Origin of the sequence: Pararhizobium sp. LjRoot238 (assembly GCF_964252955.1) — a bacterium.
Classification (GTDB): Bacteria; Pseudomonadota; Alphaproteobacteria; order Rhizobiales; family Rhizobiaceae; genus Pararhizobium.
The window spans coordinates 2,181,342-2,206,882 of sequence record NZ_CAXUPP020000001.1 but is presented as its reverse complement, the minus strand read 5'-3'; the positions used below and the strand labels follow the sequence as shown (position 1 = coordinate 2,206,882).

Annotated in this window: 24 protein-coding genes; 10 read left to right on the top strand and 14 right to left on the bottom strand. The window is 61.9% G+C overall.

Annotation, left to right across the window (positions count from 1 at the left end; translation table 11 throughout):
- Positions 1-60 precede the first annotated feature (60 nt).
- Positions 61-1,335: an aspartate kinase gene (locus ACSQ3F_RS10820; RefSeq protein WP_436100209.1), complete on the bottom strand. Its 1,275-nt coding sequence runs from the start codon at positions 1,333-1,335 to the stop codon at positions 61-63.
- A 256-nt stretch (positions 1,336-1,591) separates the two neighbouring features.
- Between ACSQ3F_RS10820 and ppk2 the strand changes: the two genes are divergently transcribed.
- Complete coding sequence (gene ppk2 / locus ACSQ3F_RS10815) at positions 1,592-2,506, top strand: polyphosphate kinase 2 (protein WP_436100208.1); 915 nt, start codon at positions 1,592-1,594, stop codon at positions 2,504-2,506.
- Positions 2,507-2,832: 326 nt separating this feature from the next.
- Here ppk2 and ACSQ3F_RS10810 read toward each other — a convergent pair whose 3' ends face one another.
- Positions 2,833-3,336, bottom strand: coding sequence for a winged helix-turn-helix transcriptional regulator (locus ACSQ3F_RS10810; RefSeq protein WP_436100207.1), 504 nt, complete (start codon positions 3,334-3,336; stop codon positions 2,833-2,835).
- A gap of 91 nt (positions 3,337-3,427) precedes the next feature.
- Between ACSQ3F_RS10810 and ACSQ3F_RS10805 the strand changes: the two genes are divergently transcribed.
- The 5 genes from ACSQ3F_RS10805 (at position 3,428) to ACSQ3F_RS10785 (ending at position 8,170) form a co-directional block, all read left to right on the top strand.
- Positions 3,428-4,087: a glutathione S-transferase family protein gene (locus ACSQ3F_RS10805; protein WP_436100206.1), complete on the top strand. Its 660-nt coding sequence runs from the start codon at positions 3,428-3,430 to the stop codon at positions 4,085-4,087.
- A gap of 155 nt (positions 4,088-4,242) precedes the next feature.
- Entirely contained in the window at positions 4,243-5,013 is a 771-nt protein-coding gene (locus ACSQ3F_RS10800; protein WP_436100205.1) for an SDR family oxidoreductase, read from the top strand.
- A gap of 1,029 nt (positions 5,014-6,042) precedes the next feature.
- Positions 6,043-6,429: a hypothetical protein gene (locus ACSQ3F_RS10795; protein ID WP_436100204.1), complete on the top strand. Its 387-nt coding sequence runs from the start codon at positions 6,043-6,045 to the stop codon at positions 6,427-6,429.
- 55 nt (positions 6,430-6,484) lie between these two features.
- Positions 6,485-7,231 (top strand): bifunctional 2-polyprenyl-6-hydroxyphenol methylase/3-demethylubiquinol 3-O-methyltransferase UbiG, encoded by a 747-nt coding sequence (ubiG, locus tag ACSQ3F_RS10790; RefSeq protein ID WP_436100203.1) that lies wholly within the window; start codon positions 6,485-6,487, stop codon positions 7,229-7,231.
- Positions 7,232-7,273: 42 nt separating this feature from the next.
- Entirely contained in the window at positions 7,274-8,170 is an 897-nt protein-coding gene (locus ACSQ3F_RS10785; protein WP_436100202.1) for a DUF3616 domain-containing protein, read from the top strand.
- A 389-nt stretch (positions 8,171-8,559) separates the two neighbouring features.
- On the opposite strand, the gene ACSQ3F_RS10780 is transcribed toward ACSQ3F_RS10785, so the two are convergent.
- From ACSQ3F_RS10780 to ACSQ3F_RS10765, 4 genes are read right to left on the bottom strand one after another with little or no spacing between them, the layout of a single operon-like run.
- Positions 8,560-8,988: a DUF1178 family protein gene (locus ACSQ3F_RS10780; RefSeq protein WP_436100201.1), complete on the bottom strand. Its 429-nt coding sequence runs from the start codon at positions 8,986-8,988 to the stop codon at positions 8,560-8,562.
- Positions 8,985-9,842: a carbon-nitrogen hydrolase family protein gene (locus tag ACSQ3F_RS10775; protein ID WP_436100200.1), complete on the bottom strand. Its 858-nt coding sequence runs from the start codon at positions 9,840-9,842 to the stop codon at positions 8,985-8,987. Before ACSQ3F_RS10775 ends, ACSQ3F_RS10780 begins: the two co-directional genes overlap by 4 nt.
- A gap of 12 nt (positions 9,843-9,854) precedes the next feature.
- Positions 9,855-10,112, bottom strand: coding sequence for a glutaredoxin 3 (grxC, locus tag ACSQ3F_RS10770; RefSeq protein ID WP_436100199.1), 258 nt, complete (start codon positions 10,110-10,112; stop codon positions 9,855-9,857).
- A gap of 48 nt (positions 10,113-10,160) precedes the next feature.
- Entirely contained in the window at positions 10,161-10,937 is a 777-nt protein-coding gene (locus tag ACSQ3F_RS10765) for a ComF family protein (protein ID WP_436100198.1), read from the bottom strand.
- 71 nt (positions 10,938-11,008) lie between these two features.
- On the opposite strand from ACSQ3F_RS10765, the gene ACSQ3F_RS10760 reads away from it, so the two are divergent.
- Positions 11,009-11,893: a class I SAM-dependent methyltransferase gene (locus ACSQ3F_RS10760; RefSeq protein ID WP_436100197.1), complete on the top strand. Its 885-nt coding sequence runs from the start codon at positions 11,009-11,011 to the stop codon at positions 11,891-11,893.
- A 13-nt stretch (positions 11,894-11,906) separates the two neighbouring features.
- On the opposite strand, the gene ACSQ3F_RS10755 is transcribed toward ACSQ3F_RS10760, so the two are convergent.
- The 6 genes from ACSQ3F_RS10755 to ACSQ3F_RS10730 all read right to left on the bottom strand — a co-directional run bounded on the left by ACSQ3F_RS10755 (position 11,907) and on the right by ACSQ3F_RS10730 (position 16,188).
- Positions 11,907-12,080 carry a Flp family type IVb pilin gene (locus ACSQ3F_RS10755; RefSeq protein WP_436100196.1) on the bottom strand — a complete coding sequence of 58 codons (174 nt, stop codon included), beginning with the start codon at positions 12,078-12,080 and terminating at the stop codon, positions 11,907-11,909.
- Positions 12,081-12,219: 139 nt separating this feature from the next.
- Positions 12,220-12,540 carry a hypothetical protein gene (locus ACSQ3F_RS10750; RefSeq protein ID WP_436100195.1) on the bottom strand — a complete coding sequence of 107 codons (321 nt, stop codon included), beginning with the start codon at positions 12,538-12,540 and terminating at the stop codon, positions 12,220-12,222.
- A gap of 196 nt (positions 12,541-12,736) precedes the next feature.
- The gene (mutT, locus tag ACSQ3F_RS10745; RefSeq protein ID WP_113007658.1) at positions 12,737-13,150 is read right to left on the bottom strand and encodes an 8-oxo-dGTP diphosphatase MutT; all 414 of its coding nucleotides are present in this window, start codon (positions 13,148-13,150) and stop codon (positions 12,737-12,739) included.
- A 3-nt stretch (positions 13,151-13,153) separates the two neighbouring features.
- Positions 13,154-13,954: a GNAT family N-acetyltransferase gene (locus ACSQ3F_RS10740; protein ID WP_436100194.1), complete on the bottom strand. Its 801-nt coding sequence runs from the start codon at positions 13,952-13,954 to the stop codon at positions 13,154-13,156.
- Positions 13,935-15,176: a bifunctional glutamate N-acetyltransferase/amino-acid acetyltransferase ArgJ gene (argJ, locus tag ACSQ3F_RS10735; RefSeq protein WP_436100193.1), complete on the bottom strand. Its 1,242-nt coding sequence runs from the start codon at positions 15,174-15,176 to the stop codon at positions 13,935-13,937. Before argJ ends, ACSQ3F_RS10740 begins: the two co-directional genes overlap by 20 nt.
- Before the next feature lie 151 nt (positions 15,177-15,327).
- On the bottom strand, positions 15,328-16,188 hold the full coding sequence (locus ACSQ3F_RS10730) for a peptidylprolyl isomerase (protein ID WP_436102110.1): 861 nt from the start codon (positions 16,186-16,188) through the stop codon (positions 15,328-15,330).
- Positions 16,189-16,483: 295 nt separating this feature from the next.
- On the opposite strand from ACSQ3F_RS10730, the gene secA reads away from it, so the two are divergent.
- From secA to ACSQ3F_RS10715, 3 genes are all read left to right on the top strand, one after another.
- A complete protein-coding gene (gene secA, locus ACSQ3F_RS10725) occupies positions 16,484-19,195 on the top strand; it encodes a preprotein translocase subunit SecA (RefSeq protein ID WP_436100192.1) in 2,712 nt (903 codons plus the stop codon).
- Between the two features lie 427 nt (positions 19,196-19,622).
- Positions 19,623-21,017 (top strand): lipopolysaccharide biosynthesis protein, encoded by a 1,395-nt coding sequence (locus tag ACSQ3F_RS10720; protein ID WP_436102109.1) that lies wholly within the window; start codon positions 19,623-19,625, stop codon positions 21,015-21,017.
- Complete coding sequence (locus ACSQ3F_RS10715) at positions 21,014-22,297, top strand: GNAT family N-acetyltransferase (protein ID WP_436100191.1); 1,284 nt, start codon at positions 21,014-21,016, stop codon at positions 22,295-22,297. Before ACSQ3F_RS10720 ends, ACSQ3F_RS10715 begins: the two co-directional genes overlap by 4 nt.
- Here ACSQ3F_RS10715 and ACSQ3F_RS10710 read toward each other — a convergent pair whose 3' ends face one another.
- Together ACSQ3F_RS10710 and ACSQ3F_RS10705 are read right to left on the bottom strand one after the other, a co-directional pair.
- Positions 22,298-23,926, bottom strand: a complete 1,629-nt coding sequence (locus ACSQ3F_RS10710) for an AMP-binding protein (RefSeq protein WP_436100190.1) — start codon at positions 23,924-23,926, stop codon at positions 22,298-22,300.
- A gap of 113 nt (positions 23,927-24,039) precedes the next feature.
- The gene (locus ACSQ3F_RS10705) at positions 24,040-24,264 is read right to left on the bottom strand and encodes a hypothetical protein (protein ID WP_436100189.1); all 225 of its coding nucleotides are present in this window, start codon (positions 24,262-24,264) and stop codon (positions 24,040-24,042) included.
- Between the last annotated feature and the right edge of the window lie 1,277 nt (positions 24,265-25,541).

Here is a 25,541-nt window from a genome sequence, read left to right as displayed (position 1 = left end):
ACTGCAGGCGGCAAATGGTTCCGGCACCTGCGCACCAAAACGCCGTTGCCGCCGCTTGCCTTAACTCTTATCCAGACCGTAGGCGGAATGCAAAGTGCGAACCGCCAATTCGGCGTAAGCACCGTCGATCAGGATGGAAATCTTGATTTCAGAGGTCGTGATCGCCTTGATGTTGATGCCTTTTTCGGCAAGTGCGCGGAAAGCGGACGCAGCCACGCCCGCATGGCTGCGCATGCCGATGCCGATGACCGACACCTTGACCAGGCCCGATTCGCTCTGGATGACGTCGAAACCGACCTTCTCCTTGGCGCCTTCCAGCACCTTCAAGGCCTTTGCCACATCGCCGGAAGGCACCGTGAAGGTCATGTCGGTCTTCGAGCCGTCTTCCGAAATGTTCTGGACGATCATGTCGACATTGATGTGGGCTTCGGCCAGCGGGCCGAAGATCGCCGCCGAAACGCCAGGCCGGTCGGCCACGCGCCTGAGCGAAATCTGCGCTTCATCCTTGGCATAGGCGATGCCGGTGACGACTTCCTGTTCCACGATCTCTTCCTCATCACAAATCAGCGTACCGGGGGGATTCAAGAAATCGCCCATGCCCGGCGCATCGGGGTCTTCGAAACTGGAGCGCACGAAGGTGCGGACCTTGAATACCATGGCAAGCTCGACCGAGCGAACCTGCAGGACCTTGGCGCCGAGCGATGCCATTTCCAGCATTTCCTCGAACGCGATCTTCTTCATCCGCCGCGCCTTCGGTTCGATGCGCGGGTCGGTGGTGTAGACGCCGTCGACGTCCGTATAGATGTCGCAGCGGTCGGCCTTGATCGCAGCGGCGATCGCCACCGCCGACGTATCCGAGCCGCCACGGCCGAGCGTCGCGATCCGGTTGTCCGGACCAAGCCCCTGGAAGCCGGCGACGACGGCCACCTGGCCCTCGCCGAAGCGGCGGATCAGTTCTGTGCCGTCGATATCGAGAATGCGCGCGGCGCCATGGGCATTGTCGGTCTTGATCGGAATCTGCCAGCCCTGCCAGGAGCGCGCATTGATGCCCATCGATTGCAGCGCGATCGACAGCAGCCCCGAGGTCACCTGTTCACCGGAAGCGACCACCGCGTCGTATTCGCGCGCATCGAAGAGGGGCGAATTCGCCCCCGTCGCCTTCGGCGCGCCCTGCACCCAGCCGACCAGTTCGTTGGTCTTGCCGGACATGGCAGACACGACCACCGCCACCTCGTGGCCGGCCTCGACTTCACGTTTCACATGGCGGGCCACATTGTAGATGCGTTCAAGATCCGCGACGGATGTCCCGCCGAATTTCATAACGATGCGTGCCATATGCCTCTACCGGTCGAAAATGCCGCGCGGCAAACCCGCGCCCGTCTGTTTTCAAGTTGGCGGTCTCTTAGCGAAATTGAGGGCGGCGTGCAATGGAGAAGGATGGAGCTCGTCGTATCACGCCAACGTCCGGTTCCCATGGTATTATCGGCGGCATACTACCCCAAAACAGGCTTCGGCCCGCCACGACCGAAAACCGTCACATACCTGTCATGAAGACCTGTTCCTGTGCCGCCAATCAACAGGGGTATCACCGATGTTTGAACGCGACCCAGACCAGCTCAACCGCATCAAGGCGGAAATCGCCGACAGCTTCGACGAAGAGCTGGAAATGCAGATGGAAGAGGACCGGCTCGACGAGCTGGTCGCCGAGGGCATGTCGGAAGAAGCCGAGCCGACACTCGACCGCAAGGTCTATTTCCGCGAACTGTTCCGCCTGCAGCATGAGCTCGTCCGCCTGCAGGACTGGGTGCAGTACAAGAAGCTCAAGGTCGTTGTGCTGTTCGAAGGCCGCGACAGTGCCGGCAAGGGCGGCGCCATCAAGCGCGTCACCCAGCGCCTCAATCCGCGCGTCTGCCGCACGGTCGCTCTTCCTGCCCCGACCGAGCGCGAGCGCAACCAGTGGTATTTCCAGCGCTACGTGCCGCACCTGCCGACGGCGGGCGAAATGGTGCTGTTCGACCGCTCATGGTACAACCGCGCCGGCGTCGAGCGCGTCATGGGCTTCTGCACGCCGGACGAACTCGACGAATTCTTCCGCACCGCGCCCGAATTCGAGCGCATGCTGGTCCGCTCGGGTATCGTGCTTATCAAATACTGGTTCTCGATCACCGACGAGGAGCAGGAATTCCGCTTCAAGATGCGCATCCACGATCCCCTGAAACAGTGGAAGCTGTCGCCGATGGACATGGAAAGCCGCGTCCATTGGGAAGAATACACCAAGGCCAAGGAAGAGATGCTGGCGAGGACCCACATCGAGGAAGCGCCCTGGTGGGTCGTCCAGGCCGTCGACAAGAAGAAGGCCCGCCTCAACTGCATCGCCCACCTGTTGAAGCAGATCCCGTATGAGGACGTGCCGAAGCCCGCGATCGACCTGCCCGGGCGCGTCCGTCACGACGACTATATCCGCCAGCCGGTGCCGCCGGAAATGTACGTGCCGGAAGTCTATTGATCGGATGACGGCGACCCGGCCGAAGCGGCCGGGTTCGGACTTGCTGACGAACTTCAACTCTATGGGCTCAGGGCTCTAAGCCAGGCCTCTGTTCGTTTTTGGCACATTCTCTCCTCCGTCATCCTCGCCCTTGTGGCGGGGATCCAGCGCGTTCAAGTCCTTGAACGCAAAAGACTCTCTTCACGGCGCAGACGCGCCGTGGCTGGATTCCTGTGACAGGCACAGGAATGACGGAGGAGAGTTTTCGTTTCCAAAATCAATCACAGCGCACTTTGTCGGCAATCTTACCCCGCCGAAACGGCCGGGTCTTTTAGCATGGGACGGCCTCAGGCCGCCGCACCATTCTTCCTCGCCACCACCGCCAGATAAGCCGCCTGCAATTCCGCAAACACCGAGCGCTCCGGCACCGGCCCGCCGATATGCAGGCTGCGCAATTCCGCCATGAACGCCTCCCACATCGCCGGACCGCCCTCCTCCAGCAACTCGGCGCGGATCGACAGCTCCTCCGACGCCGGCGTGTGCCTGCGCCCCCAGGCGCCCATCTGTGCCAGCAGCGGCACAAGCTGGATGGACGGCTCCGTCAGGCTGTAGATCCCCTTCTGCTTGTGGCTGGGATCGTCCCGGCGCGACAGCAGCCCGCTTTCGCTGAGCCGCTTCAGCCGGTCGGCGAGCACATTCGAGGCTATCCCCTCTTCCGATTGGGTGAGAAGCTCGCGAAAATGCCGGCGGTTGCCGAACATGATGTCGCGGATGACGATCAGGCTCCAGCGATCGCCGAGCATTTCCAGGGTGAGGTTGATTGGGCATCCCGACCGGTGTGCAATGTCCATTGTCCGCCCTATGTTAAAACTGCTTGCAATATAGGATCGCTTATTTTACAAAGCAACCAGTTGCCGATTGAAATCAGTTCTGGAGGATATGATGAAACCGCAGCTTTTCGCCCACCCCTTCTCGTCCTATTGCCAGAAGGTCATCACCGCGCTCTACGAGAACGAAACGCCGTTCGACCTGCGCATGCTCGGTGAGGACAATCCGGAAATCGTCACCGAATGGTGCGTGCTCTGGCCGATGAAACGCATGCCCGTCTTGAAGGACGGTGATGAGACCGTGCTGGAATCGACGATTATCATCGAATATCTGATGCTCAACCATCCCGGCCCCGTCCGCCTGATCCCCGCGGATGCCAAGGCAGCGCTCAAGACCCGCCTGATGGACCGCTTCTTCGACAACTACGTCATGACCCCGATGCAGAGGGTGGTGTTCAACCAGATCCGCCCGGAGGCCGACCGCGACCCCTATGGCGTCAGGGAGGCCAAAACCATGCTCGATGGCGCCTATGCCTGGCTCGACCGCGCGATCGCCAAATCCGAATGGGCGGCCGGCGACAACTTCAGCCTCGCCGATTGCGCCGCCGCCCCGTCACTGTTCTATGCCGACTGGGTGCATCCCATCCCGCAGACATTGGAAAACGCCCGCGCCTACCGCGCCCGCCTGCTCGCCCGCCCGTCCTTCGCCCGTGCGGTGGACGAAGCGCGGCCGTACCGGTCGTTCTTTCCGCTGGGCGCCCCGGATCGGGACTGAAGGCAGGTAGATACTTACGAATAGAAGGCGGAGCGGCGTCCCCGCTCTGTCTTCGCATGCATCGCATCCACAAACGGCGCAAGGCAGGAATCGGGTGGCGCCGGACCGCCCTTGTTGCGATTGAATCTCCAGTAAACCCAAGAGGAGATTCAACCATGACCACGCTTTCCAACAAGGTCGCCATCATCACCGGCGCCAGCTCCGGCATCGGTCGTGCCACAGCAAAGCTCTTCGCATCAGAGGGCGCACGCCTCGTCGTCTCCGGCCGCCGGAAAAGCGCGCTGGACGAACTCGTCGCCGAAATCGAGGCGGAGGGCGGCGAAGCCGTCGCGGTCGACGGCGATGTCCGTGACGAGGGTCACGCGCAGGATTTGGTCGCCGCCGCCGTCGAAACATTCGGCGGCCTCGACATCGCCTTCAACAATGCCGGCAGCACCGGCGAAATGGCGCCGATCGCGGAATTGACGCCGGCCGGATGGCGGGAGACGATCGAAACCAACCTCACCAGCGCCTTCTTCGGCGCGCGACATCAGGTCCCGGCCCTTGAAGCGCGCGGCGGCGGTTCGCTGATCTTCACCTCCAGCTTCGTCGGCTACACCGCTGGCATGCCGGGCATGAGCGCCTATGCCGCCGCCAAGGCGGGTCTCATCGGCTTGACCCAAGTCCTCTCTGCAGAGCTCGGCACAAAGGGCATCCGCGTCAACGCGATCCTGCCCGGCGGAACCGATACGCCTGCGAGCATCACCAACGCCCCGGGCGCCGGACCGGAAGTCCTTGCCTTCGTCGAAGGCCTGCATGCGCTGAAGCGGATGGCAAGACCGGAAGAAATCGCCCAGTCCGTGCTCTACCTCGCCTCGGATGCCTCCCGCTTTACCACCGGCACGGCCATGCTCGTCGACGGCGGCGCTTCGATCAGCCGAACCTGAGGCGTCCCGGCCACCCTCGTCCCCTCCATCAGCAAAGGTGGCCGAGAGGTCGGCCGCCAACACCCAATGCTGATACGCTTGATCGCGAAGACGCCGCCCGCCCGCATCTCGTTCAACAGGCAAATCACGCTCGCTTTCACATGCCCGACAATGGTGATTGGACTTCTTCATGAGCGATGACTAATTTACTAATGCTGTTACCTTGGCCGAAACCGGAACGGCGTTTAACACGATAGCGTTTTTGATTCCCTCTCGGGGAGAGCGTTTTAGAGGCGATGTATTCTCAAGCCATTTTAGAGCCCGCCACCATCAAGTGACGGGCTCAGTGTATGTGTAGCCGCTGCCCTTCAGGCAGCAATCACCCGATTGGGTGAATGCGTGCATCCCAGATCATGCTACCGATTCGCCATTGCATGCGGCGCGGCCTGAGCCACCCCGCGCATCGGTTTGCGTGGGGTGGCGCCCTTTTCCCGTCTGTGCCGCTGCATGGTTTGAAGGCATTGTGGCAATCGTAACGCGTCAAAATTCATCCCCGCAAATCCCCGCCCTTTGCACCCGTGCCATACTCCCTCTCGTCCCGCCATCGGATACACCGGAAAGCGTTGCCGGCGAGGCGGGATCGGTGCCTTCGGTCTGTGTTTGAAACGCAGGCGCGGCCGCAGGGGCCTGCAGAAAATGGTTTCCCTCTCGTCTGAAACAGGGCGGGGCGTGCCTGTGAGGCACACATGAGGACCGGCGACTGGTGTGTCGAAAGACAGGCCTTTCGTGGCGCCGCAGCGAGAGTTGCGAGCGTCACCCTGTGCCAGAAAAAGGTGCCGCCATCCCCGCAGAGAAACCGCAGTTGCAGGCAAAAACCACCGAGACGGGGCACGTCGCGTGTCACCTACACTTAACTACCTGAGGCACCCGACGTGCCCCGGCCGATCCCGCCTGGCCCTTGAGGCCGGCGAACCGAAATGACTTAAGGCCACGGGCGAAAAGCCGCCGCGTGAATGCATCCGGCCGCCCTCTCACCCCTCGGAGTATCTCATGCCCAAACCGGAATTCACCGACTACGAAAAACGCCTTTCCGCCGATCACGAGCACCAATGCCGTGCTCTCTTGACCGCCCAACTGATCTGGAGGATCTGCAGGACCCGCAAATGCGGCCGCGATCGGGCCTGCACCGGCCCGATGCTGGTCTCGGCCCACCAGGACCGCAAGGTCCGCATCCAGCGCGAGATCGGCCTGTCCGGCCATGCCTGCGCCCGCTTGCCAGCCTGTATCGTCACCGCGCAGGAACCGGCCTTCCATCTCTTCGAGGACATTATGGACGAGCTTCGGAAATATCAGATCGAGCACCCCGAATACCGCCTGCCGAAATTCGACCGCTGCCTGAAGGGGCGCCAGTTGCCGCAGGACCAGAGCAACCCTTGACTTTCAGCCCCGATCGTCCGACTTCAAGCAGAACCCTATCCGAGGAGTTCCGACCATGAGCGAACAAGCCCGCACCACCATCGACCAGGCGCAAGTCGATCGCTTTTCCGCCATGGCCGCCGAGTGGTGGGACCCGAAGGGCAAGTTCCGGCCGCTGCACAAGTTCAACCCGGTGCGCCTTACCTATATCCGCGACCGTGTCTCGGAAAATTTCGGCCGCGATGCCAAGGCGCCGCAGCCGCTGAAGGGCCTGCGCCTTCTCGATATCGGCTGCGGCGGCGGGCTGTTGTCCGAGCCGATGGCGCGCATGGGTGCCGACGTGGTCGGTGCCGATGCGTCGGAAAAGAACATCATGATTGCCAAAACCCACGCAGCCGGCAGCGGCGTCACGGTGGACTACCGCGCCGAGACGGCGGAGGCGCTGGCGCAAGCCGGCGAGACCTTCGACGTCGTGCTCAACATGGAAGTGGTCGAGCACGTTGCCGATGTCGAATTCTTCATCAGTACCTGCGCCTCGATGGTACGCCCCGGCGGCCTGATGTTCGTCGCTACCATCAACCGGACGATAAAGGCAGCGGCGCTCGCCATCTTCGCCGCGGAAAACGTGCTGCGCTGGCTGCCGCGCGGCACCCATCAATATGAAAAACTGGTGCGCCCGGAAGAACTCGAAAAGCCGATCGCCGCCAGCGGCATGACGGTGACGGACCGCACCGGCGTGTTCTTCAATCCGCTTGCCAACCAGTGGAATCTCTCCAAAGATATGGACGTCAACTATATGCTGGTGGCCAGACGCCCGGCCTGACCGGCCAGACAGCCGAGGAGGACAGCAAAGGAGAATGTCGCGATGAAAATTCCATCCCTCGGCATCCTCCCGGTCGCGGACGCGCAAGCCGAGCCGGTGGACTATATCGGCATCTGCGAGGCGTCCGCCGCCGTTGCCCTCGATGATACCCATTTCGTCGTTGCCAGCGATGAAACCAACACATTCCAGATCTATCGCCGCGGCATTGCCAAGCCCGTGCGGGCGCTGAAATTCAAAACCTTCATTGGCAGCGAGAAATCCGATATCGAGGCCGCCGCCCGCATCGGCGACAAGGTCTATTGGATAAGCTCCTTCTCCCGGCCCGGTGAAGGCGGAAACGCCAGCGGCCGTTCCGTCCTCTTCGCCTCCAAAATTGTCCGAGCCGAAGACGGCCCGACGCTCGAACCTTTGGGCACACCCTTCGACGGTCTGCGCGGCTATCTGAAGAAGGAACTGCACCGCCCCGGCACGGACATCAACATCGAGGGCCTGGCCGCAACGCCGGAAGGCGACCTGCTTATCGGCTTCCGCGCACCGCTCATCGACACGATGGCGCCGGTTCTGCGCCTGACGAACCCCGCCGCCGTGACCGAGCGCGGCGAGGAACCGCGCTTCGGCAAGCCGCACTGGCTCGACCTCGACGATCACGGCATCCGCAGCATCGACTGGACCGGCCTCCTGCCACCGCTCTATCTCGTCCTGGCAGGGCCGGAGACCGACAAAGGGGAAAAAATCTCGCTCTATTCCTGGGGCGGCGACGACCAGCCGCCGGTAAAACTTCCGCCCAAATTCCCCAAGGATTTCACCGCCGAGGCACTCGTCTTCTACCCCGAAAAAGGCCTCGTCCAGATCCTCAGCGATGATGGAAAAAAGGGCGTGGGGGAGAGCGATATTCCAAAGAAGAAACGCCGCTTCCGCAGCATCGACGTATCGTATTGACGGGCCCGGCTTGCTCCCTCTTCTCCCCGGCGGGGAGAAGGTGGCGCGAAGCGCCGGTTGAGGGGGCGGCTGGCGCCGAAATCGCCGAGTACCAGGGAACCCGTTTTGGCGTGACGCGCCGGGGACAAGCCCAACATCCCCGCCCCTTGCGACCATGCTAGACTTTCAGCGACTGAACATGGGCGAACAGATCGGTCTGCCCGCCGCTGTTTGTCTCGGCAATCGAGCGGACACACCGCAGATAACGCAAGCTTCGCCTGTCGGCGAAGGGTTCTTTGAACGTGAAGGCCCACGCCGTTGCGCCATTGTCGTGGAGATGTTCCAGCCGCTCGACGCGACATGCAGGCCGAAATTATAGATCGCCAGATTGTGACGACCGCCGACGGACATCAGTTCACGTCGTCCGGCAACACCGGCAGCGGCGCAATCTCGATGCCCTCTTCCAGCAACGCCCGCGCCTCGTCGGCCGTCGCCTTGCCGATCAGGCCGCGCTGCTCGGCTTCACCATAGTGAATCTTGCGCGCTTCCTCGGGAAACTTGTTCCCGACGTCGTCGGAGTTCTCGCGGATCGCCGTCACCAGTTCGCGGATCTTGGCGACCGCCTCCTTGCGCGCCTGATCCATCATCAGGACTTTCGCTTCGTCCTTTTTGCGGCTGGTCGAAACCGAGGGCGCCATCAGTTCCTTGGCGACGGAGACGGAGCCGCAGGCCGGGCAGGAAACAAGCCCCAGCTCCGCCTGCCGGTCGAAATCGGCGCTCGACGAAAACCAGCCATCGAAGGAATGGCCGTTGTCACAGGAAAGCGTGTATTTGATCAAGCAGCCACACCTCCTGCTGCGGGCAGCGGCACTTCCTCCAGCGAAAACGTCCGGCCGTTTTTCAGGTTCGGAATTTTCGCCCGCGCGGCTGCAACCGCGGCAATATCGATATCGGCTAGGACCACCCCCTCGCCGGTGCCGCCTGCCGAAGCGAGAACGACGCCCCATGGGTCGATGATCATCGAATGGCCGTAGGTTTCGCGCCCGTCCTCATGCCGGCCGGCCTGGGCCGCCGCGATGACGAACATGCCGTTCTCGATGGCTCGGGCGCGAAGCAGGATTTCCCAATGCGCCTCGCCGGTCTGGCGGGTAAAGGCCGCCGGCACCGACATGATTTCAGCCCCGGCCGCGGCCTGCGCCCGGAAGAGTTCGGGAAAACGCACGTCATAGCAGATGGCGCAGCCAAGCTTGCCGAACGGCAGGTTGACCAGCCGCGCGGTGCCGCCCGGCGTATAGGCCGAGCTTTCCCGCCAGCTTTCGCCATTGTCGAGATCGACGTCGAACATGTGGATCTTGTCGTAGTGGCAGATCTTCTCGCCATCAGGACCGAAAAGAAAGCCGCGATTGGCCATCTTGCCGTCGGCAAGGCCGATCGCTGTCGAGCCGACATGGAGATAGATGCCGAGCTCGGCCGCAAGCCCGGAGGCGGCAGCGACGATGAGGTCAGCGCCCTCGTCGCGCAAGGCTGCTCGCATGGCGGCGCGGTCCCGCTGCAGCGCCCCGGTCATTTCCGGTGTCTGCACATAGGCAGCGCCCTTGGCCGCCGCCTCCCGGACGAGCCGGGCCATCGTCTCGGCATTCTTCGCCGGATCGACGCCGGAACACATCTGGATCGCTGCAGCCTTGAACGTCATCGAAGCGTCTCCTTATGCGGCGAGCATCTCGTCCAGCTTGCCGGCACGATCCAGCGCATGCAGGTCGTCGCAGCCGCCGATATGGGCATTGTTGATGAAGATCTGCGGGAACGTCGTGCCGCCGTTCGACCGCTCGATCATCTTCTGGCGGACGTCGGGCGCATAAGTCGCATCATGCTCCTCGAATGTCACGCCCTTGGTCTCGAGAAGTTTCTTTGCTGCCGAACAATATCCGCAGAACTGACGGGTATAAATGACGACCGAAGCCATGCGTTGACCTGCTCCTTCGCCGGCCCTCTGCCGACATCCTATTTCCTGTCATATAAGACCGGACATGGCTCTTGCAAAGGTCAAAACCGTGACATCCAAGGCCCCGGCCTTCTTCAAGGCCCGCGTCGCCGCCGAAACCGTAGCACCGGTCGTATAGACATCATCGACGAGCACGATGCGCTTCCCGAGTATCACCGCCTGGCCTGCCTCGGTCACGGCGAATGCCCCGCGCACATTGTCCTCGCGTGCCGCAGCGCCGAGCCCCACCTGCCGCTCGGTCCGCTTGGTGCGGATCAAGGCGGTGGCCAGATAAGGCTTGCCCGAAATCCGGGCGATGGCACGGGCAAGCTCTGCCGACTGGTTGAACCGGCGCCCCCAAAGCCGGTAGGCGTGCAGCGGAACGGGGATGACGGCGTCGCAGGCCTCGACAGTCCCGTCGCTGGCGCGCACCATCCAGGCGGCCATCATGATGGCGAGATCGGTGCGATCACGATACTTCAGACCGTGAACGAGCGACCGGGCAATGCCGTCATGAATGGCGACAGACCGCAACCGCTCGAACACAGGCGGGTTGGCGATGGCGTCCGCCGAAAGTATACCGGCGCCGAGGTCATGGGAAAACGGCAGGCCGAGGACCTCGCAATAGGGCCTCTCGATCAGCCGCAATGTCGCCCAGCAGGCCGGGCAAACGCCGCGATGCTGACTGACCATCCGGCCGCATCCGCTGCACACCGGCGGATAGACTGCGTCGACCGCTGCGGCGATCAGACCGCGCAAGCCCCTGGCCAGCTGCCACCCCGGATTTTCTGCCTCTTCGCCCCGCATGAGGTTGACTTTACGACGAGGCGGGTTTCATTGCGATCAGATTTTAGGCGATCAGAATTTGGAGAGCCATCGTGGATATCGTTTTCGACCAGACGCTCATCGAAGCCCGCCGCAAACGGGCGTTTCGCAACGGCGACCCGAAGGCGCAATTCCTGCTGGAGATCGCAGGCCGCGAACTGGCCGAGCGCCTGAGCGTCGTCGAGCGCCATTTCGACAAGGCCGTCGAACTGCACGGCTATACCGGGCTGACCGCCGGATTTCTTGCTGAAACCGGCAAAGTCTCGGCCATCGAACGCGTCGAGACCGACGCAGCATTCGCAAAGGCCGATGATACCGTCTCGGTCGCATCGCTCGAAACAGTTCCGCTGGCACCGGAATCGGCCAATCTGATCGTCTCGCCGCTGTCGCTGCACCTGACCAACGACACGCCCGGCGTCTTCATCCAGATCCGCCGGGCGCTGAAGCAGGACGGCCTGTTCCTCGCCGCCATCCCCGGCAGCGGCACGCTGCAGGAATTGCGCGAGGTGCTACTTGCAGCCGAAAGCGAGATGACCGGTGGCGCCAGCCCCCGCGTCATTCCCTTTGCCGACGTCCGCGATATCGGCGCACTGCTGCAGCGCGCCGGCTTCACCCTGCCGGTCGCCGACACCGAGACCTACACCGTGCGCTACGATTCGCTTTTTGCGTTGCTGAAAGACCTCCGGGCCATGGGCATGACCAACCCGCTCGCCGCCCGTAGCCGCAAGCCCCTCACCCGCCAGTTTTTCGCGAGGGCGGCGGAAATCTACGCCGAGCGTTTTTCCGACCCGGACGGCCGCATCCGTGCGACCTTTTCGATCATCTACATTTCCGGCTGGGCGCCGCACGAAAGCCAGCAGAAACCGCTGAAGCCTGGCTCGGCGAAACAACGGCTTTCCGATGCACTCAGCACACGTGAACTGCCGCTTAAAGAGTAGGCCTGTCGATGCGTTATTTCGGCGCGTCGTTAATGGCGGTGCTGATCTTGTCGAGGACGAGCAGGAGGGAATCCGAAAACCCGCCGAGACCGACGATCATCCCAACCGAAATGAGGCTGGCCAACAGGCCATATTCGACCGCTGTGGCACCGGACGTGTCGAAAAGGAAACGAGTGAGTTTCTTCATGTGCTCCCAGCCTGTTCGGCGCACATCCCGCGGATGACATCACCCGAAAAGGACAGGCATGCGCACGTCATTATCGGGCCGGCATCGACCCAGGCTGGCAGCGAACGTGAACCGGGCAACGCCCGGCTCACAGAGGCGATCAGCAGCCGCTCTTGCTCCCGTCGCCATCAATGATGCAGACGGCGCCCGGCATTTCCTGCAACACGCTCCGGCGCACCGTATAGCGCTTGGTCGTATTGCTGTTCGGAATGGAGCCGGTCGAGATATTGTCGTAGTCGATCGGTGCATCCGCGAGCACCTTCGTATCCGTCTTCGACGCCAGCATCGGCGTCAGGATGAGGGTCAACGCGATGACGGCAGTTCCGAACAGCAGCGACAGATTGAGCATGCCGGTCCGGCGGCTCTGGCTCATCACCAAGTCCTTGTCCTGAACCGTTCTCCAAAAATCGTCGTCGACCATCGTCTGCCTCTCGAATGCCTGCGCTGACCTGAAAACGGTTCACTCTCACCGCTCCAAACCATGTCCGCGCCGATACATAACCGGTGCCAGTCACGGGAATCATCCCGTAGCCGTAGACACCGGCACTTCACTGAAGCTGATTTTGCGTGAGGGTGATAAATGTTCGATTAATGAAATCGAAATTTCGGGGATTTGATCAGAGCAAATCCATTAAGTAGGGGATAAGCGGCTCGTCCGCCGGAGGCATCGGATAGTCGCGCAGGGCCTTCGGGCGAACCCATTTCACGGCCTGCCCTTCCCGGCCATGGGCGACACCCTCGTAGCGCCGGCAGACATAGAGCGGCATCAGCAGATGGAAACTGTCATAGGTATGGCTGGCGAAGGTCAGCGGTGCGAGACAGGCGACCTTGGTGCGGATGCCCAGTTCCTCGTCGAGTTCGCGGATCAGGGTCTCCTCCGGCGTTTCGCCCGGCTCCACCTTGCCGCCCGGAAACTCCCAGAGACCGGCCAGCGATTTACCCTCGGGACGCTGGGCAAGCAGGATGCGCCCATCGCTGTCGACCAAGGCGCAGGCCGCTACCAGCAAAATCTTCCTGCTTGCCGTATCCATCGCTTAAGCTCCTGCACGCCGGTAAGAGTAACGGTAGACGTCCCTGAAGCCGAATTTGCGATAAAGAGCGAGCGCTGCCTCGTTGCCGCTTTCGACCGCGAGCCAAGCCGTTCGGGCGCCGCGCAGGCGGGCCCAGCGCAGCGAGGCATTGACGATCGATGCGCCGACGCCCTGCCGCCGGACTTCTGGCGCGACGGCGACCTGAAGAATGCCGGCGATATCATTGTCGTGAACCGCCAGCGAAACCGCGATCGGGCCATGTTCCGGCGCTTCAAACAGAAACAGGCCGCATTCCGGCTTGATGGCATTGATGACATCGCTCAAGCCTGCCTTGTCCTGACCGTTCTCGCCACAGATTTGCAGCCGGGCATCGACGAACCGGCCGACGTCGCGCAATGGCAGGTGCTCGATCGCTTCCGTCGTGTCGTTCGGCGGGATATCGGCCATCATCACGATGCTTTCGGAAAACACCGGCCAGCCATTCGCGTCCATATGGGCGATCAGTTGCGGCGGCGTCAGCGGGGTCTGCCGCACGGTCAGCGGCCGGCCATATTCGGAAAAGCGCCTGGCCGCCTTTTCGAGCCGGATTTCCAGATCGCGATAGTCGGACGGATCAAGCGGATTGACCGAGTTCAGCCGTTTGGAATCATGCCCCGCCGTCAGCCGGATCAGCCAGCTGCCGTCATAGTGCACCGATGCCGCCGGCCAGGCGCGAAAACCCACGGCTTCAAGGCGGCGAACATTCGGCAGATCGGCTTTCGAAATCATGTCCTGCACGTGAATATCAGCTCCGGTAGTCGCCATTGATCTCGACATATTCCTTGGTCAGATCGCAGGTATAGACGGTCGCCTTGCCGGAGCCGAGACCGATCTCGACGCGGATGGCGATATCTTCTTCCTTCATCACGGCCGTTGCCGCGGCTTCCGAATAGGACGGGTCGCGCTCGCCTTCGACGGCGACGCGGACATCGCCGAACCAGATCGCCAGCCGGTCGCGATCGGCCATTTCGCCGGACTTGCCGACAGCCATGACGACCCGGCCCCAGTTTGCATCTTCACCCGCGACGGCGGTCTTGACGAGAGGAGAATTGGCGATCGACAGAGCGATGCGCTTGGCAGCCTGATCGCTTTCGGCACTTTCGACGGTGACGGCGACCATCTTGCGGGCACCTTCACCATCACGCACCACCTGCAAGGCGAGGTCGCGCAAAAGGTCGTTCAACGCCGCGCGGAAATCGTCAAGCGCCGGATCGGCGGCGTCGGTGATCCGCGTCTGGCCATCCTTGCCGGCGGCACCGGTGGCAAACAGCATCAGCGTGTCGGAGGTGGAGGTATCGCTGTCGACCGTGACGGAGTTGAAGGTCGGGCCGGTGCCTGCGGACAGCAGAACCTGCAAGGCTTCCGGCGCGATATCAGCGTCGGTGACGACGAAGGAGAGCATGGTCGCCATGTCCGGCGCGATCATGCCGGCGCCCTTGGCGATGCCGTTGATGGTGACCGTGACGCCGCCGATTTCGGCGCTGCGGGTGGAAACCTTCGGATAGGTGTCGGTCGTCATGATCGCCTTGGCGGCCTCGAACCAGAAATCGGATTTCGCCCCGGAGGTCATGCCGCTCAGAACGCCAGCGAATTTCGTCGCATCCAGCGGCTCGCCGATGACCCCGGTCGAGGCAAGGAAGACCTCGCCCATGGAGCAGCCGACGGCTTCCGCGGCGGATTGCGCCGTCAGTTCGGTCGCAGCCTTGCCCTTCTTGCCGGTGAAGGCATTGGCATTGCCGGAATTGACGACAACAGCGCGGGCAACACCGCCTGCCAGGTTCTGGCGGCAGAAATCCACGGGAGCCGACGGGCAGCGCGACTTGGTGAAGACGCCGGCAACGGCGGCGGGCTCGTCGAAGACCATCAGCAGCACATCGGTGCGGTTCTTGTACTTGATGCCGGCGGCGGCGGTTGCCATGCGCACACCACGCAGCGGCGGCATGTCTGCGAAGGATTTCGGGGCAAGCGGAGAAACGGAACCGGACATGATCAAACCTGCTCAAACGTGACGGCCCGGCCTGCGGGCCCACAAACGAAATCCCGAAGAGCCTGAAGCCTCCGGGACCTGCGGAATTCGCATTGGATTTACATCAGAAAGACGTGACCGCCAAAAGACGAACGGTCACGTCCCGATGTCATCAGTTGGCGGTCTCGGCCTTGTTGGCGTCGTCATAGGCCTTCTTGAGCGCCGGATCGGTGATATCGACACCGGTTTCCTTTTTGGCGGTCGTCAGCATGGCGATATACTTGTCACGCATGACGAGCTGCTTGACCTGCTGCTCGACCTGCTCCAGCGGCGGCGGAGCCTGCTTGCGCTTGTCTTCGAGCAGGATGACATGGAAGCCGAACTGGGTCTTCACCGGCGCTTCCGTGTACTTGCCCTTTTCGAGCTTGAAGGCGGCTTCGGAGAATTCCGGCACCATGCGGTCCTTGGTGAAATAACCGAGATCGCCGCCGTCGGCCTTGTTCGGGTCCGTCGATTTTTCCTTGGCAAGCGTCGCAAAATCCTTGCCGCCGTCGAGATCCTTGATGATCGCCTTGGCTTCATCCTCGGTCTTCACCAGGATATGGCGGGCCTTGACCTCTTCCTGCGGCGTGATCGTGGCGATTTCCGCGTCGTAGCGTGCCTTGACCTCTTCCGGCTTCACGGCATCGACGACATGCTTCTTGAAGAAGGCATTGTGCAGTTCGCGGTCGGTCAGATAGGCGATGCGCTGCTTGAAGGCGGCGTCGTCCTGCAGGCCTTCCTTGGCGGCGTCCTTGGCCAGAAGCTTGACGTCGATCAGGCCGGAGAGGGCCGCAGCGCGCTTCTGTTCTTCCGGCAACTGGGCGAGCTGCGGATCGAGACCGGTGATGGCGAAGTCGAGTTCCGACTTGTGGATCTCGGCGTCGCCGACCTTGGCGATGACCGGATCGGCGGTATCCTGCGCGATCGCCGGCGCCTGGGCAGCCATGATTGCGATCAGAGCAACCGCCGCAAGCATCTTGTATTTCAACATCCTCGTACCTTCCACGCTGGTATCCGGGACCGTGGTCACGGCCGGCCTGAAAACGCTCCACATCATCAGATTGTGGCCGTTCTGTAGCCGTATACCAAGGATCCATGACAGAAGCCCATAGGATACAGGTGTCCTATCGTTAATCCTTGGTATTCGCGAACCTCAACTCCCGTTGACATAATTCGACCCCCCTCTTATCTGTCACGCAACCTCGCGTCCAGAACAGTTCCGGGCGTTTCATGTTATTCCGCGGAAATTCCCCCGCGTTGGCGACATACAGGAAAGGACCATTCTTATGGTCAGTCTCGGCGGCCTCGCCCGCAAAATTTTCGGGTCATCGAATGACCGGCGCGTGCGCGGCTACACGGCCAAGGTCGATGCCATCAATGCGTTGGAAGCCGAAACCAAGGCGCTTTCCGACGAAGCGCTGGCCGCAAAGACCGTTGAGTTCCGCAAGCAACTGGCCGACGGAAAGACGCTTGACGACCTTTTGGTTCCGGCCTTTGCCGTCGTGCGCGAAGCCGCTCTCCGCGTTCTCGGTCTGCGTCCATTCGACGTCCAGCTGATCGGCGGCATGATCCTGCACGAGAAGTCGATCGCCGAAATGAAGACGGGCGAAGGCAAGACCCTGGTGGCGACGCTGCCGGTCTATCTCAACGCGCTTGCGGGCAAGGGCGTTCATGTCGTCACCGTCAACGACTATCTGGCGACACGCGATAGCGCGATGATGGGCCGCGTCTACGGCTTCCTCGGCATGAGCACGGGCGTCATCGTCCACGGCCTGACCGACGATCAGCGCCGCGCGGCCTATGCCTGCGACGTCACCTACGCGACCAACAACGAACTCGGCTTCGATTATCTGCGCGACAACATGAAGTACGAGCGCAGCCAGATGGTCCAGCGCGGCCACTTCTTCGCCATCGTCGACGAAGTGGACTCGATCCTCGTCGATGAAGCGCGCACGCCGCTGATCATTTCCGGTCCGCTCGACGACCGCTCCGATCTCTACAATGCAATCGACAAGTTCATCCCGCTTCTGTCTCCGGAGGACTACGAGATCGACGAAAAGCAGCGCTCTGCCAACTTTTCGGAAGACGGCACGGAAAAGCTCGAAAACATGTTGCGCCAGGCAAATCTGTTGAAGGGCGAAACGCTTTACGATGTCGAGAACGTCGCGATCGTCCACCACGTCAATAATGCACTGAAGGCCCACAAGCTCTTCCAGAAGGATAAGGACTACATCGTCCGCAACGACGAAATCGTCATCATCGACGAATTCACCGGTCGCATGATGCCGGGCCGCCGCTATTCGGAAGGCCAGCACCAGGCGCTCGAAGCCAAGGAAAAGGTGACGATCCAGCCGGAAAACCAGACGCTGGCCTCGGTCACCTTCCAGAACTATTTCCGCATGTACAAGAAGCTCGGCGGCATGACGGGTACGGCGTCGACCGAAGCCGAGGAATTCGGCAACATCTACGGCCTGGAAGTCGTGGAAGTGCCGACCAACCTGCCGATCAAGCGTATCGACCAGGACGACGAGGTCTACCGGACGGCGGAAGAGAAATACAAGGCGATCATCGCCGAGATCAAGGATTCGCAGGAGCGCAAGCAGCCCGTTCTGGTCGGCACGACCTCCATCGAAAAATCCGAACTTCTGGCCGCAATGCTGAAGAGGGAGGGCTTCACCAATTTCCAGGTTCTGAATGCCCGTTACCACGAACAGGAAGCATACATCGTTTCGCAGGCCGGGGTTCCGGGCGCGGTGACGATCGCCACCAACATGGCCGGCCGCGGCACCGACATCCAGCTCGGCGGCAACCTGGAAATGCGCATCGCAGCCGAACTCGGCGACCTGGAACACGGCCCGGAGCGCGAAGCGAAGGAAGACGTGATCAAGGCCGAGGTCCAGCGCCTGAAGGACATCGCGCTGGCCGCCGGCGGCCTCTATGTTCTCGCAACCGAACGCCATGAAAGCCGCCGCATCGACAACCAGCTGCGCGGCCGCTCCGGTCGCCAGGGCGACCCGGGCCGCTCAAAATTCTTCCTGTCGCTGCAGGACGATCTGATGCGCATCTTCGGCTCCGACCGCATGGATTCGATGCTGCAGAAGCTGGGTCTGAAGGAAGGCGAGGCGATCGTCCATCCCTGGATCAACAAGGCTCTGGAGCGCGCCCAGAAAAAGGTCGAAGCCCGCAACTTCGACATCCGTAAAAACCTTCTGAAATACGACGACGTCCTGAATGACCAGCGCAAGGTGATCTTCGAGCAGCGCATCGAGATGATGGATGCGACGGACATCTCCGAAACCGTCGCCGACATGCGCCACGAGGTCATCGAGGACATCGTCGCCAAGCGCATTCCGGAAAAGGCCTATGCCGAAAAGTGGGATGTCGCCGGGCTGAAGACCGACGTGCAGAACTCGCTCAACCTCGACCTGCCGATCGTCGAATGGGCAGCCGAGGAAGGCATCGACGAGAACGATATCCGCGAGCGCATCACCGCCGAGGCAGACAAGGCCGCCGCCGACCGGGCCGAACGGTTCGGCCCCGATATCATGCTCTACGTCGAACGCTCGGTGGTCCTGCAGACGCTTGATCACCTCTGGCGCGAGCACATCGTCAATCTCGACCACCTGCGCTCCGTCATCGGCTTCCGCGGCTACGCCCAGCGCGATCCGCTGCAGGAATACAAATCGGAAGCCTTCGAGCTGTTCCAGGCCCTGCTGACCAATCTTCGCCAGGCCGTCATCGCACAACTGATGCGCGTCGAACTGGTGCGCGAAGCGGCAGCGGCGCCGCAACCGGCACCGCCACAGATGGTCGGCCACCATATCGACCCGCTGACCGGCGAGGACGATTTTGCCGACAGCGCCAGCCTCGCCTTCATCGCGCCGGCAGACCGCAATCCGCAGGATCCCTCGACTTGGGGCAAGATCGCCCGCAACGAAGCCTGCCCCTGCGGTTCCGGCAAGAAATACAAACACTGCCACGGTGCTTTCGAGGCGTAGGCCGCACCCAACCTTGCATTTGTAGGCAGCAGGGTTTATTTCTGGAGTGGCAGACGGGACTGCTATCCCGCCTGCCTGAGTTTTTACCTGAAGTTGACCCGGACAGCCATTGACCAGCCTGTCCGGGTTTTTCTTATGGTAAGCGTGATGCTAAATGGTTTTGGCCACATAGATCACCTCCAGTTCGACAGCAAGGCTGTTGCCTCAGCCGGGAGGCCCATCTTCCCGGTGACGCGAGCTGGCATCGCGCACGCTGCTTTAACCGCCGAATGCAACCGACAATAGCATATTGATTGTCGCTGTCAGCAGCGCAGCCACGGCCTCCTTCTCCACCCTTTGTTAACGCTGTTCTGGCAAGACTGGCATCCTGTTTTGCGTAGTTTCGGGTACTCCCTTGTTCATAGCAGCGTGTCAAACGGCTGGACGAATTTTGCCGCCTGCATTGCGGGGCTGGCTGTCGCCGCTGCTTGAAAAGCTCGGGCCCGTGCTGACGAGCAATGATCCGAAACATCTTGCCCAGCGCATGGCGCTCGTCGCCTTTGCCATCCGCGTCGTCAGCGCGGCCATCGCCTTTGTTTCGCAAATCATCCTCGCCCGCCTCATGGGCGAGTTCGAATATGGCATCTTCGTCTTCGTCTGGGTGCTGGTGGTGCTGTTCGGCAATCTATCCTGCCTTGGATTCCACACCGCGATCATTCGCTTCCTGCCGCAATACCACGCCCGCGACGCGCTGCCGGAAATCCGCGGGCTGACGACGACGGTGCGCATCTTTGCGCTGGTCTCGGCGACAGGGCTCGCGGTCGTCGGCATCGGCGGGCTCTGGCTGTTTGGCGACCGTATCGACGGCTACTATCTCGTGCCGCTCTATCTCGGCATTTTCACGCTGCCGATGATCGCGCTTGGCGATGTGATGGATGGGACGTCGCGCGCCCACAGCTGGGCGGTTTCGGCGCTGAGCCCGACCTATATCATCCGGCCCCTGCTCATCCTCGGCCTGATGCTGCTTGCCGTGGCGATCGGCGAGCCGCATACCGCTGAGACCGCGATGATCGCCGCCATGGCCGCCACCTATCTCACCAGCGTCACCCAGTTCTTCATTCTGACCTGGCGGCTGCGCAGGCGCTACCTCAAAGGGCCGCGCCGGATCGAGTTCGGCATCTGGATCCGCGTCGCCTTGCCGATCTTCCTGATCGAGGGTTTCGGCTTCATGCTGACCAATTCCGACGTCGTCATCGTCGGCCTCTATCTCGATCCGGAAAGTGTGGCGGTCTACTTTGCCGCCGCGAAGACGATGGCGCTGGTGCATTTCGTCATGTTCTCCGTGAAGGCGGCCGCGGCCCCCCGCTTCTCGGCGGCCATGGCCGATCCGGATCGCCAGCAACTGGCGGTCATCGCCGTCGAAAGCGCCAAATGGTCGTTCTGGCCGTCGCTCGGCGTCGGCGGCATGGTCCTTCTTTGCGGCACCTTTCTGCTGTCGCTGTTCGGCCCCGCCTTCGTTTCCGGCTATCCGCTGATGGCGATCCTGTTTGCAGGCATCATGGCCAAGGCGCTGGTCGGCCCGGCCGAAGCGTTTCTCACCATGGCCGGCCGGCAGAAACTGTGCGTCGCCCTCTATGCCGGCGCCCTCGTTGCCAATTTGCTGCTCAACGTCACGTTGATCCCGCTGTTCGGCCTGACAGGTGCGGCCCTCGCCACGACCGGCGCAATGGTCGTCGAGGCTATCCTTCTTCATGTCGCGGTTCGCCGCACCTTCGGCATCGTTCTCTTCGCCTTCGCCGATCCGCATACAAGAACCATCAAAGCAGAGGCCACCAGACCATGACCGGCAACCAGCACATTCCGGACGATGCCAACAGCCGGTCGGCGCGCATTCTCGGCGGCCTGGTTCCGCCGGCACCCGATCGCCCGATCGCTGAAAACACCATCGCCATCGGCCGCCCCGGCAGGCAGCTCTGCCTCTATCCCGCGCGCCACGGTTATGAACTTCAGACGGAACTCGATTTCCTCTCAAACCGGGCGATGGAGCCGAACGTCTTCTTTACCGGCCGCTTCCTCGCGCCCGCCATGCCGCGCCTGGAAGACCGCATCATTCGCCTGGCGCTGATCCGCGACAATGACGAGCGGCGCAGCCGCATCCGCTTCCTGATGCCGTTCTCGATCGAAAAGCCGGGCTTTTCGATCGGCGCGCCAATCGTCCGCGCCTGGTCCAATCCGTTCGGGCCGCTCGGCGTGCCGCTGCTCGATGCCGAAGAGGCGGCGGAAACCATCGACAATCTTTATGAGGCCTTGGCCAGCCCTTCGGCTGGCCTGCCCGGCGTGCTCGTGCTTCCCGATGTCCGCCTGAAGGGCAAGTTCGCCCAGCTTGCCCGCGCCGTTGCCATCGGCCGCAACCTTCCGTTGACTGAAACCGACACCTTTACCCGGCCGATGCTGGAAAGCCTGCAGGACGGCCAGACCTATCTGCGGCACGCGATCAGCCCCTCGCATTTCCGCGAGTTGCGTCGCCAGTGGAATCACCTGGAAGCACTCGGCGACGTTTCCCACAGTGTCGCCCGCCAGCCAGCCGACATCCGCCTGCGCACGGAGGAATTCCTGGCGCTGGAAGCGAGCGGCTGGAAAGGCCGCCAGGGCACCGCCATGGTGCTCGACCGCTACCGCGCCGCCTTTGCCCGCGAGGCGATCACCAACCTGGCCGAAGCCGACAGCGTGCGCATCCACACGCTCGACCTCGACGGGGCTGCAATCGCCTCGATGATCGTCTTCATGATGGCCGGCGAAGCCTATACCTGGAAAACAGCCTATGATGAGCGCTACGCGAAATATTCGCCCGGCAAGCTGCTGATGGCCGAACTGACCGAATGGCATCTCGACGACGCCAACATCATGCGTTCGGACAGTTGCGCCACGCCGGACCATCCGGTGATGAGCCGCTTCTGGGAGGAACGGGAGGAGATGGGCACGCTGGTGATCGGCCTTGCCCAGAACCGCGACCGCGATGTGCGCCAGGTTGCAGCCCAGCTCCACCTCTATCGCAACACCCGCAACATGGCGCGGCTGCTGCGCGACAAGATCAGGTCGCTTTCACCTCGGCGTTCGAAATAGTCACGCCTCCGCAATCGCCCGGTCGCGCAGGATGCGGCGGATGACCTTGCCGGAGGTCGTCAGCGGCAGGCTATCGAGGAATTCGATCTCGCGCGGATATTCGTGCATCGACAGCCGCGTCTTGACCCAGTCGCGGATATCGGCGGCGAGCTGAGCGCTTGCCGCATGCCCCGGCTTCAGCACCACATAGGCCTTGACGATTTCGGTGCGCACCGGGTCCGGCTTGCCGATCGCGGCTGCGAGCTGGACGGCCGGATGACCGGCCAGACAGTCCTCGATCTCGCCGGGACCGATGCGATAGCCGGACGAGGTGATGACATCGTCGTCGCGCCCGAAGAAGGTGAAGTAACCCTCCTCGTCCTGAACGCCCTGGTCGCCGGTCGTCATCCAGTCGCCGATGAATTTTTGAGCCGTCGCCGCGTCGTTGCGCCAATAACCGAGGAACATCACCGGATCGGGCCGGCGCACCGCAACCTGGCCAACGGTGCCGGCGGGAAGCTTTCTGCCCTTAGCGTCGATGATCGCAACATCATGGCCAGGTGCTGCCTTGCCCATCGAGCCGGGTTTCAGCACGCCGAGATTGGCGGCCGACGACAGGACGATATTGCATTCGGTCTGACCGTAGAACTCGTTGACCGGCACGCCAAAGGCTTCGCTCGCCTGCTCCCAGGTTTCGCGGCCCAGCGCTTCCCCCGCCGAGCCGATGGTGCGCAGGTTGAGCCTGTAGAGAGAGCGGGGATTTTCAACCGCCTTCATCAGCAGCAAGGCCGTCGGCGGGATGAAGGCGTTGCGCACATCCATCTCCTCCAGAATGCGGAAGGCCATGTGCGGATCGAACTTCTGGCCGGGCGACGACACGACGGGAACGCCGAGCAGAAGCGACGGCAGAAGCGCATTCAAGAGCCCGCCCGCCCAGGCCCAGTCGGCCGGCGTCCACATCCGGTCGCCCGGCTGCGGCAGGAAGGCGTGGTGGAACTGGAAGCCGGGGACATGGCCAAGCAGAACGCGATGGCCGTGCAGCGCGCCCTTCGGCGGCCCGGTGGTTCCCGATGTGTAGATCATCATCGCCGGATCGTCCGGTGTCGTGTCGGCAGCGGCGAAAACCGGTGCATGGCCTTCGGCCAGCGCGGCAAAGGCGACGGTTTCCGGCGCGTCGGCATCGACAAGCACAACGCTTTTCAGATCCGGGAGCCGCGGGCGGATGGCCGCGATCTTTTCCAGGCCGAAACGATTGGTGACGACGGCCGCGGCACCCGCATCGCGCAGCCGGTATTCGAGCGCCTCGACCCCGAACAGCAGCGCCAGCGGCAGGGCGATGGCGCCGAGCTTGTAGATGCCGGCGTGGGCGATGGCCGTTTCAAAGCTCTGCGGCAAGAGGATCGCGACCCGGTCTCCCGGCAAGATGCCTTCAGCCCGAAGCCCATGGGCAAACGAGGATGACCGCGCGGCAAAGGCGCCGTAGGTCAGCGACAGATGCGCGCCGTCGGGACTGAAATGCTGCAGACAGACCCGCTCCGGCTCACTGTCTGCCCAGACATCGCTGACGGCGGTGCCGATATTGAATTTTTCCGGAATCTGCCAGCGGAAGTCCCGCCGCAGGTTCTCATAGGTATCGCTGATCGGAAGCATGAGCCCGCCGGAAGATGTGTTGCTGCAACGCACCTAACACTTCTGTGGGAGGGACTTCAACTCTGGACGTAGCGCCCGGTTCTTGGTTTGCGACTTTACCGCGCTAAGCCGTCTTACGATGCGAATACCACCTCGCGGCCGTGCCAATCGCTCAGCGCCCCGAGGATTTCATCCTGCGTCGTGTATCCGGCGAAGAACAGGTCGATGACCGCTCCGGCGGCGCTGACGCCCTCTTGGCTGCGCAGGCGTATGCTTCGTTCCGCACACCAGGAGAACAGGGCACCGGAAAGCGCTTCAACATCATCGAAAACGACGCCGGACGTAACAGACTGGGACATGTTCGATCTCCATGTGCCGATTGGGGACTGACTGATTTGCTTCAGATTGAGCATCTATAAGAAGTTTTGCAATAACGATGCAGAGTGGCGGTTAACAGCCTGCTGGACCTGTGCTGAATCGGGGCAATTGGCTCAAAGTATCCACTGCGGGCACGCTGTGTGGTTGTATTTCGGTTAAGGAAGTTGCGCATGGCGCGCACCAAGCGAACGCCGCTTTCCCACGCGATTCTGTCGATGTCGCAATGCACCTCCCTTTTATGCTGCCTCATTCCCCCATATCAGGGATATAGAGGCACTTCGTTCGACCCGTGGGGCCGAAATCGTTGAAGGCGGCACATCGATGGAACTGACCATCGGGAGACCGCTTGAGGGGCCAGGTATTGTAACTGATGACCTCGCCGGTCGTGCGCACGAGCCATCCGTCCTTGGTTGGCGTCACGTCACTTGCCGGTATCGGTTTGCAATCGCGCTCCGCGCAGCAAGCGACCTCATAGATGTCATGCGACCATGCCGGGATACTCAGGCAAAGCGAAAGCAAGAGTGTCAATATCCTGGTCACTGGAATCCTCCTGTCGTGCTCCTCGGTCCGGTGGTTCCCCCGCGGCCTCAATCCTTTCATCGTGGACGGGGCCTCGTGGTTGGGTCTGATTTTCACACCAAACCCTTCGGAGAGCACGGGGATTCCAGTTTGTCGCGTCACATCGTCCCCATGATCCGTTCGCGTCGCGTTGATCGGTCGGCGCGACGACAGGGATAAAATCGAAAATAACAAAGCAAAATCTATGGGAAAAAATGAGGCGATGCCCATGCCGGAGGACGGCAAGCGCGTAAAATCAGCGACCTGTCCGAATGTGGGACAAGCGCTCTTTGTAGCAAAACATCATGTTTTTTTCCTGGGCTGTCCCACATATCTGGCCGCGCTCATGAGCGGTTCATAGCCCGCATCAGAGCGCGGGCTGCCGATCGGCATGTCGAGAGACGGCCACGACACTCGAAAAGGGCACGTCAAGAACGCTTTCGCTGTAAACGCCGAACCTATTCGACCACGGCACAACGTGGCGAACGCGACCTCCATCTGTCGCCGGCATTGTTCATCACCCTAAAGCGGTAGTTCTTACGACCTCTGCCGCGTTGTTTGCTGCAACCGGAAGATGGTAATCTGGGCGTGTCGGCTTAGGCCATAGGGGCCTGCGCTTCTGTTAAATGTTTCCGCGCTGGCCCCGCCCAATTCAATCGAATGGAACCCCATAACAAGCATCGCTGGCTCAGTCGGGCCG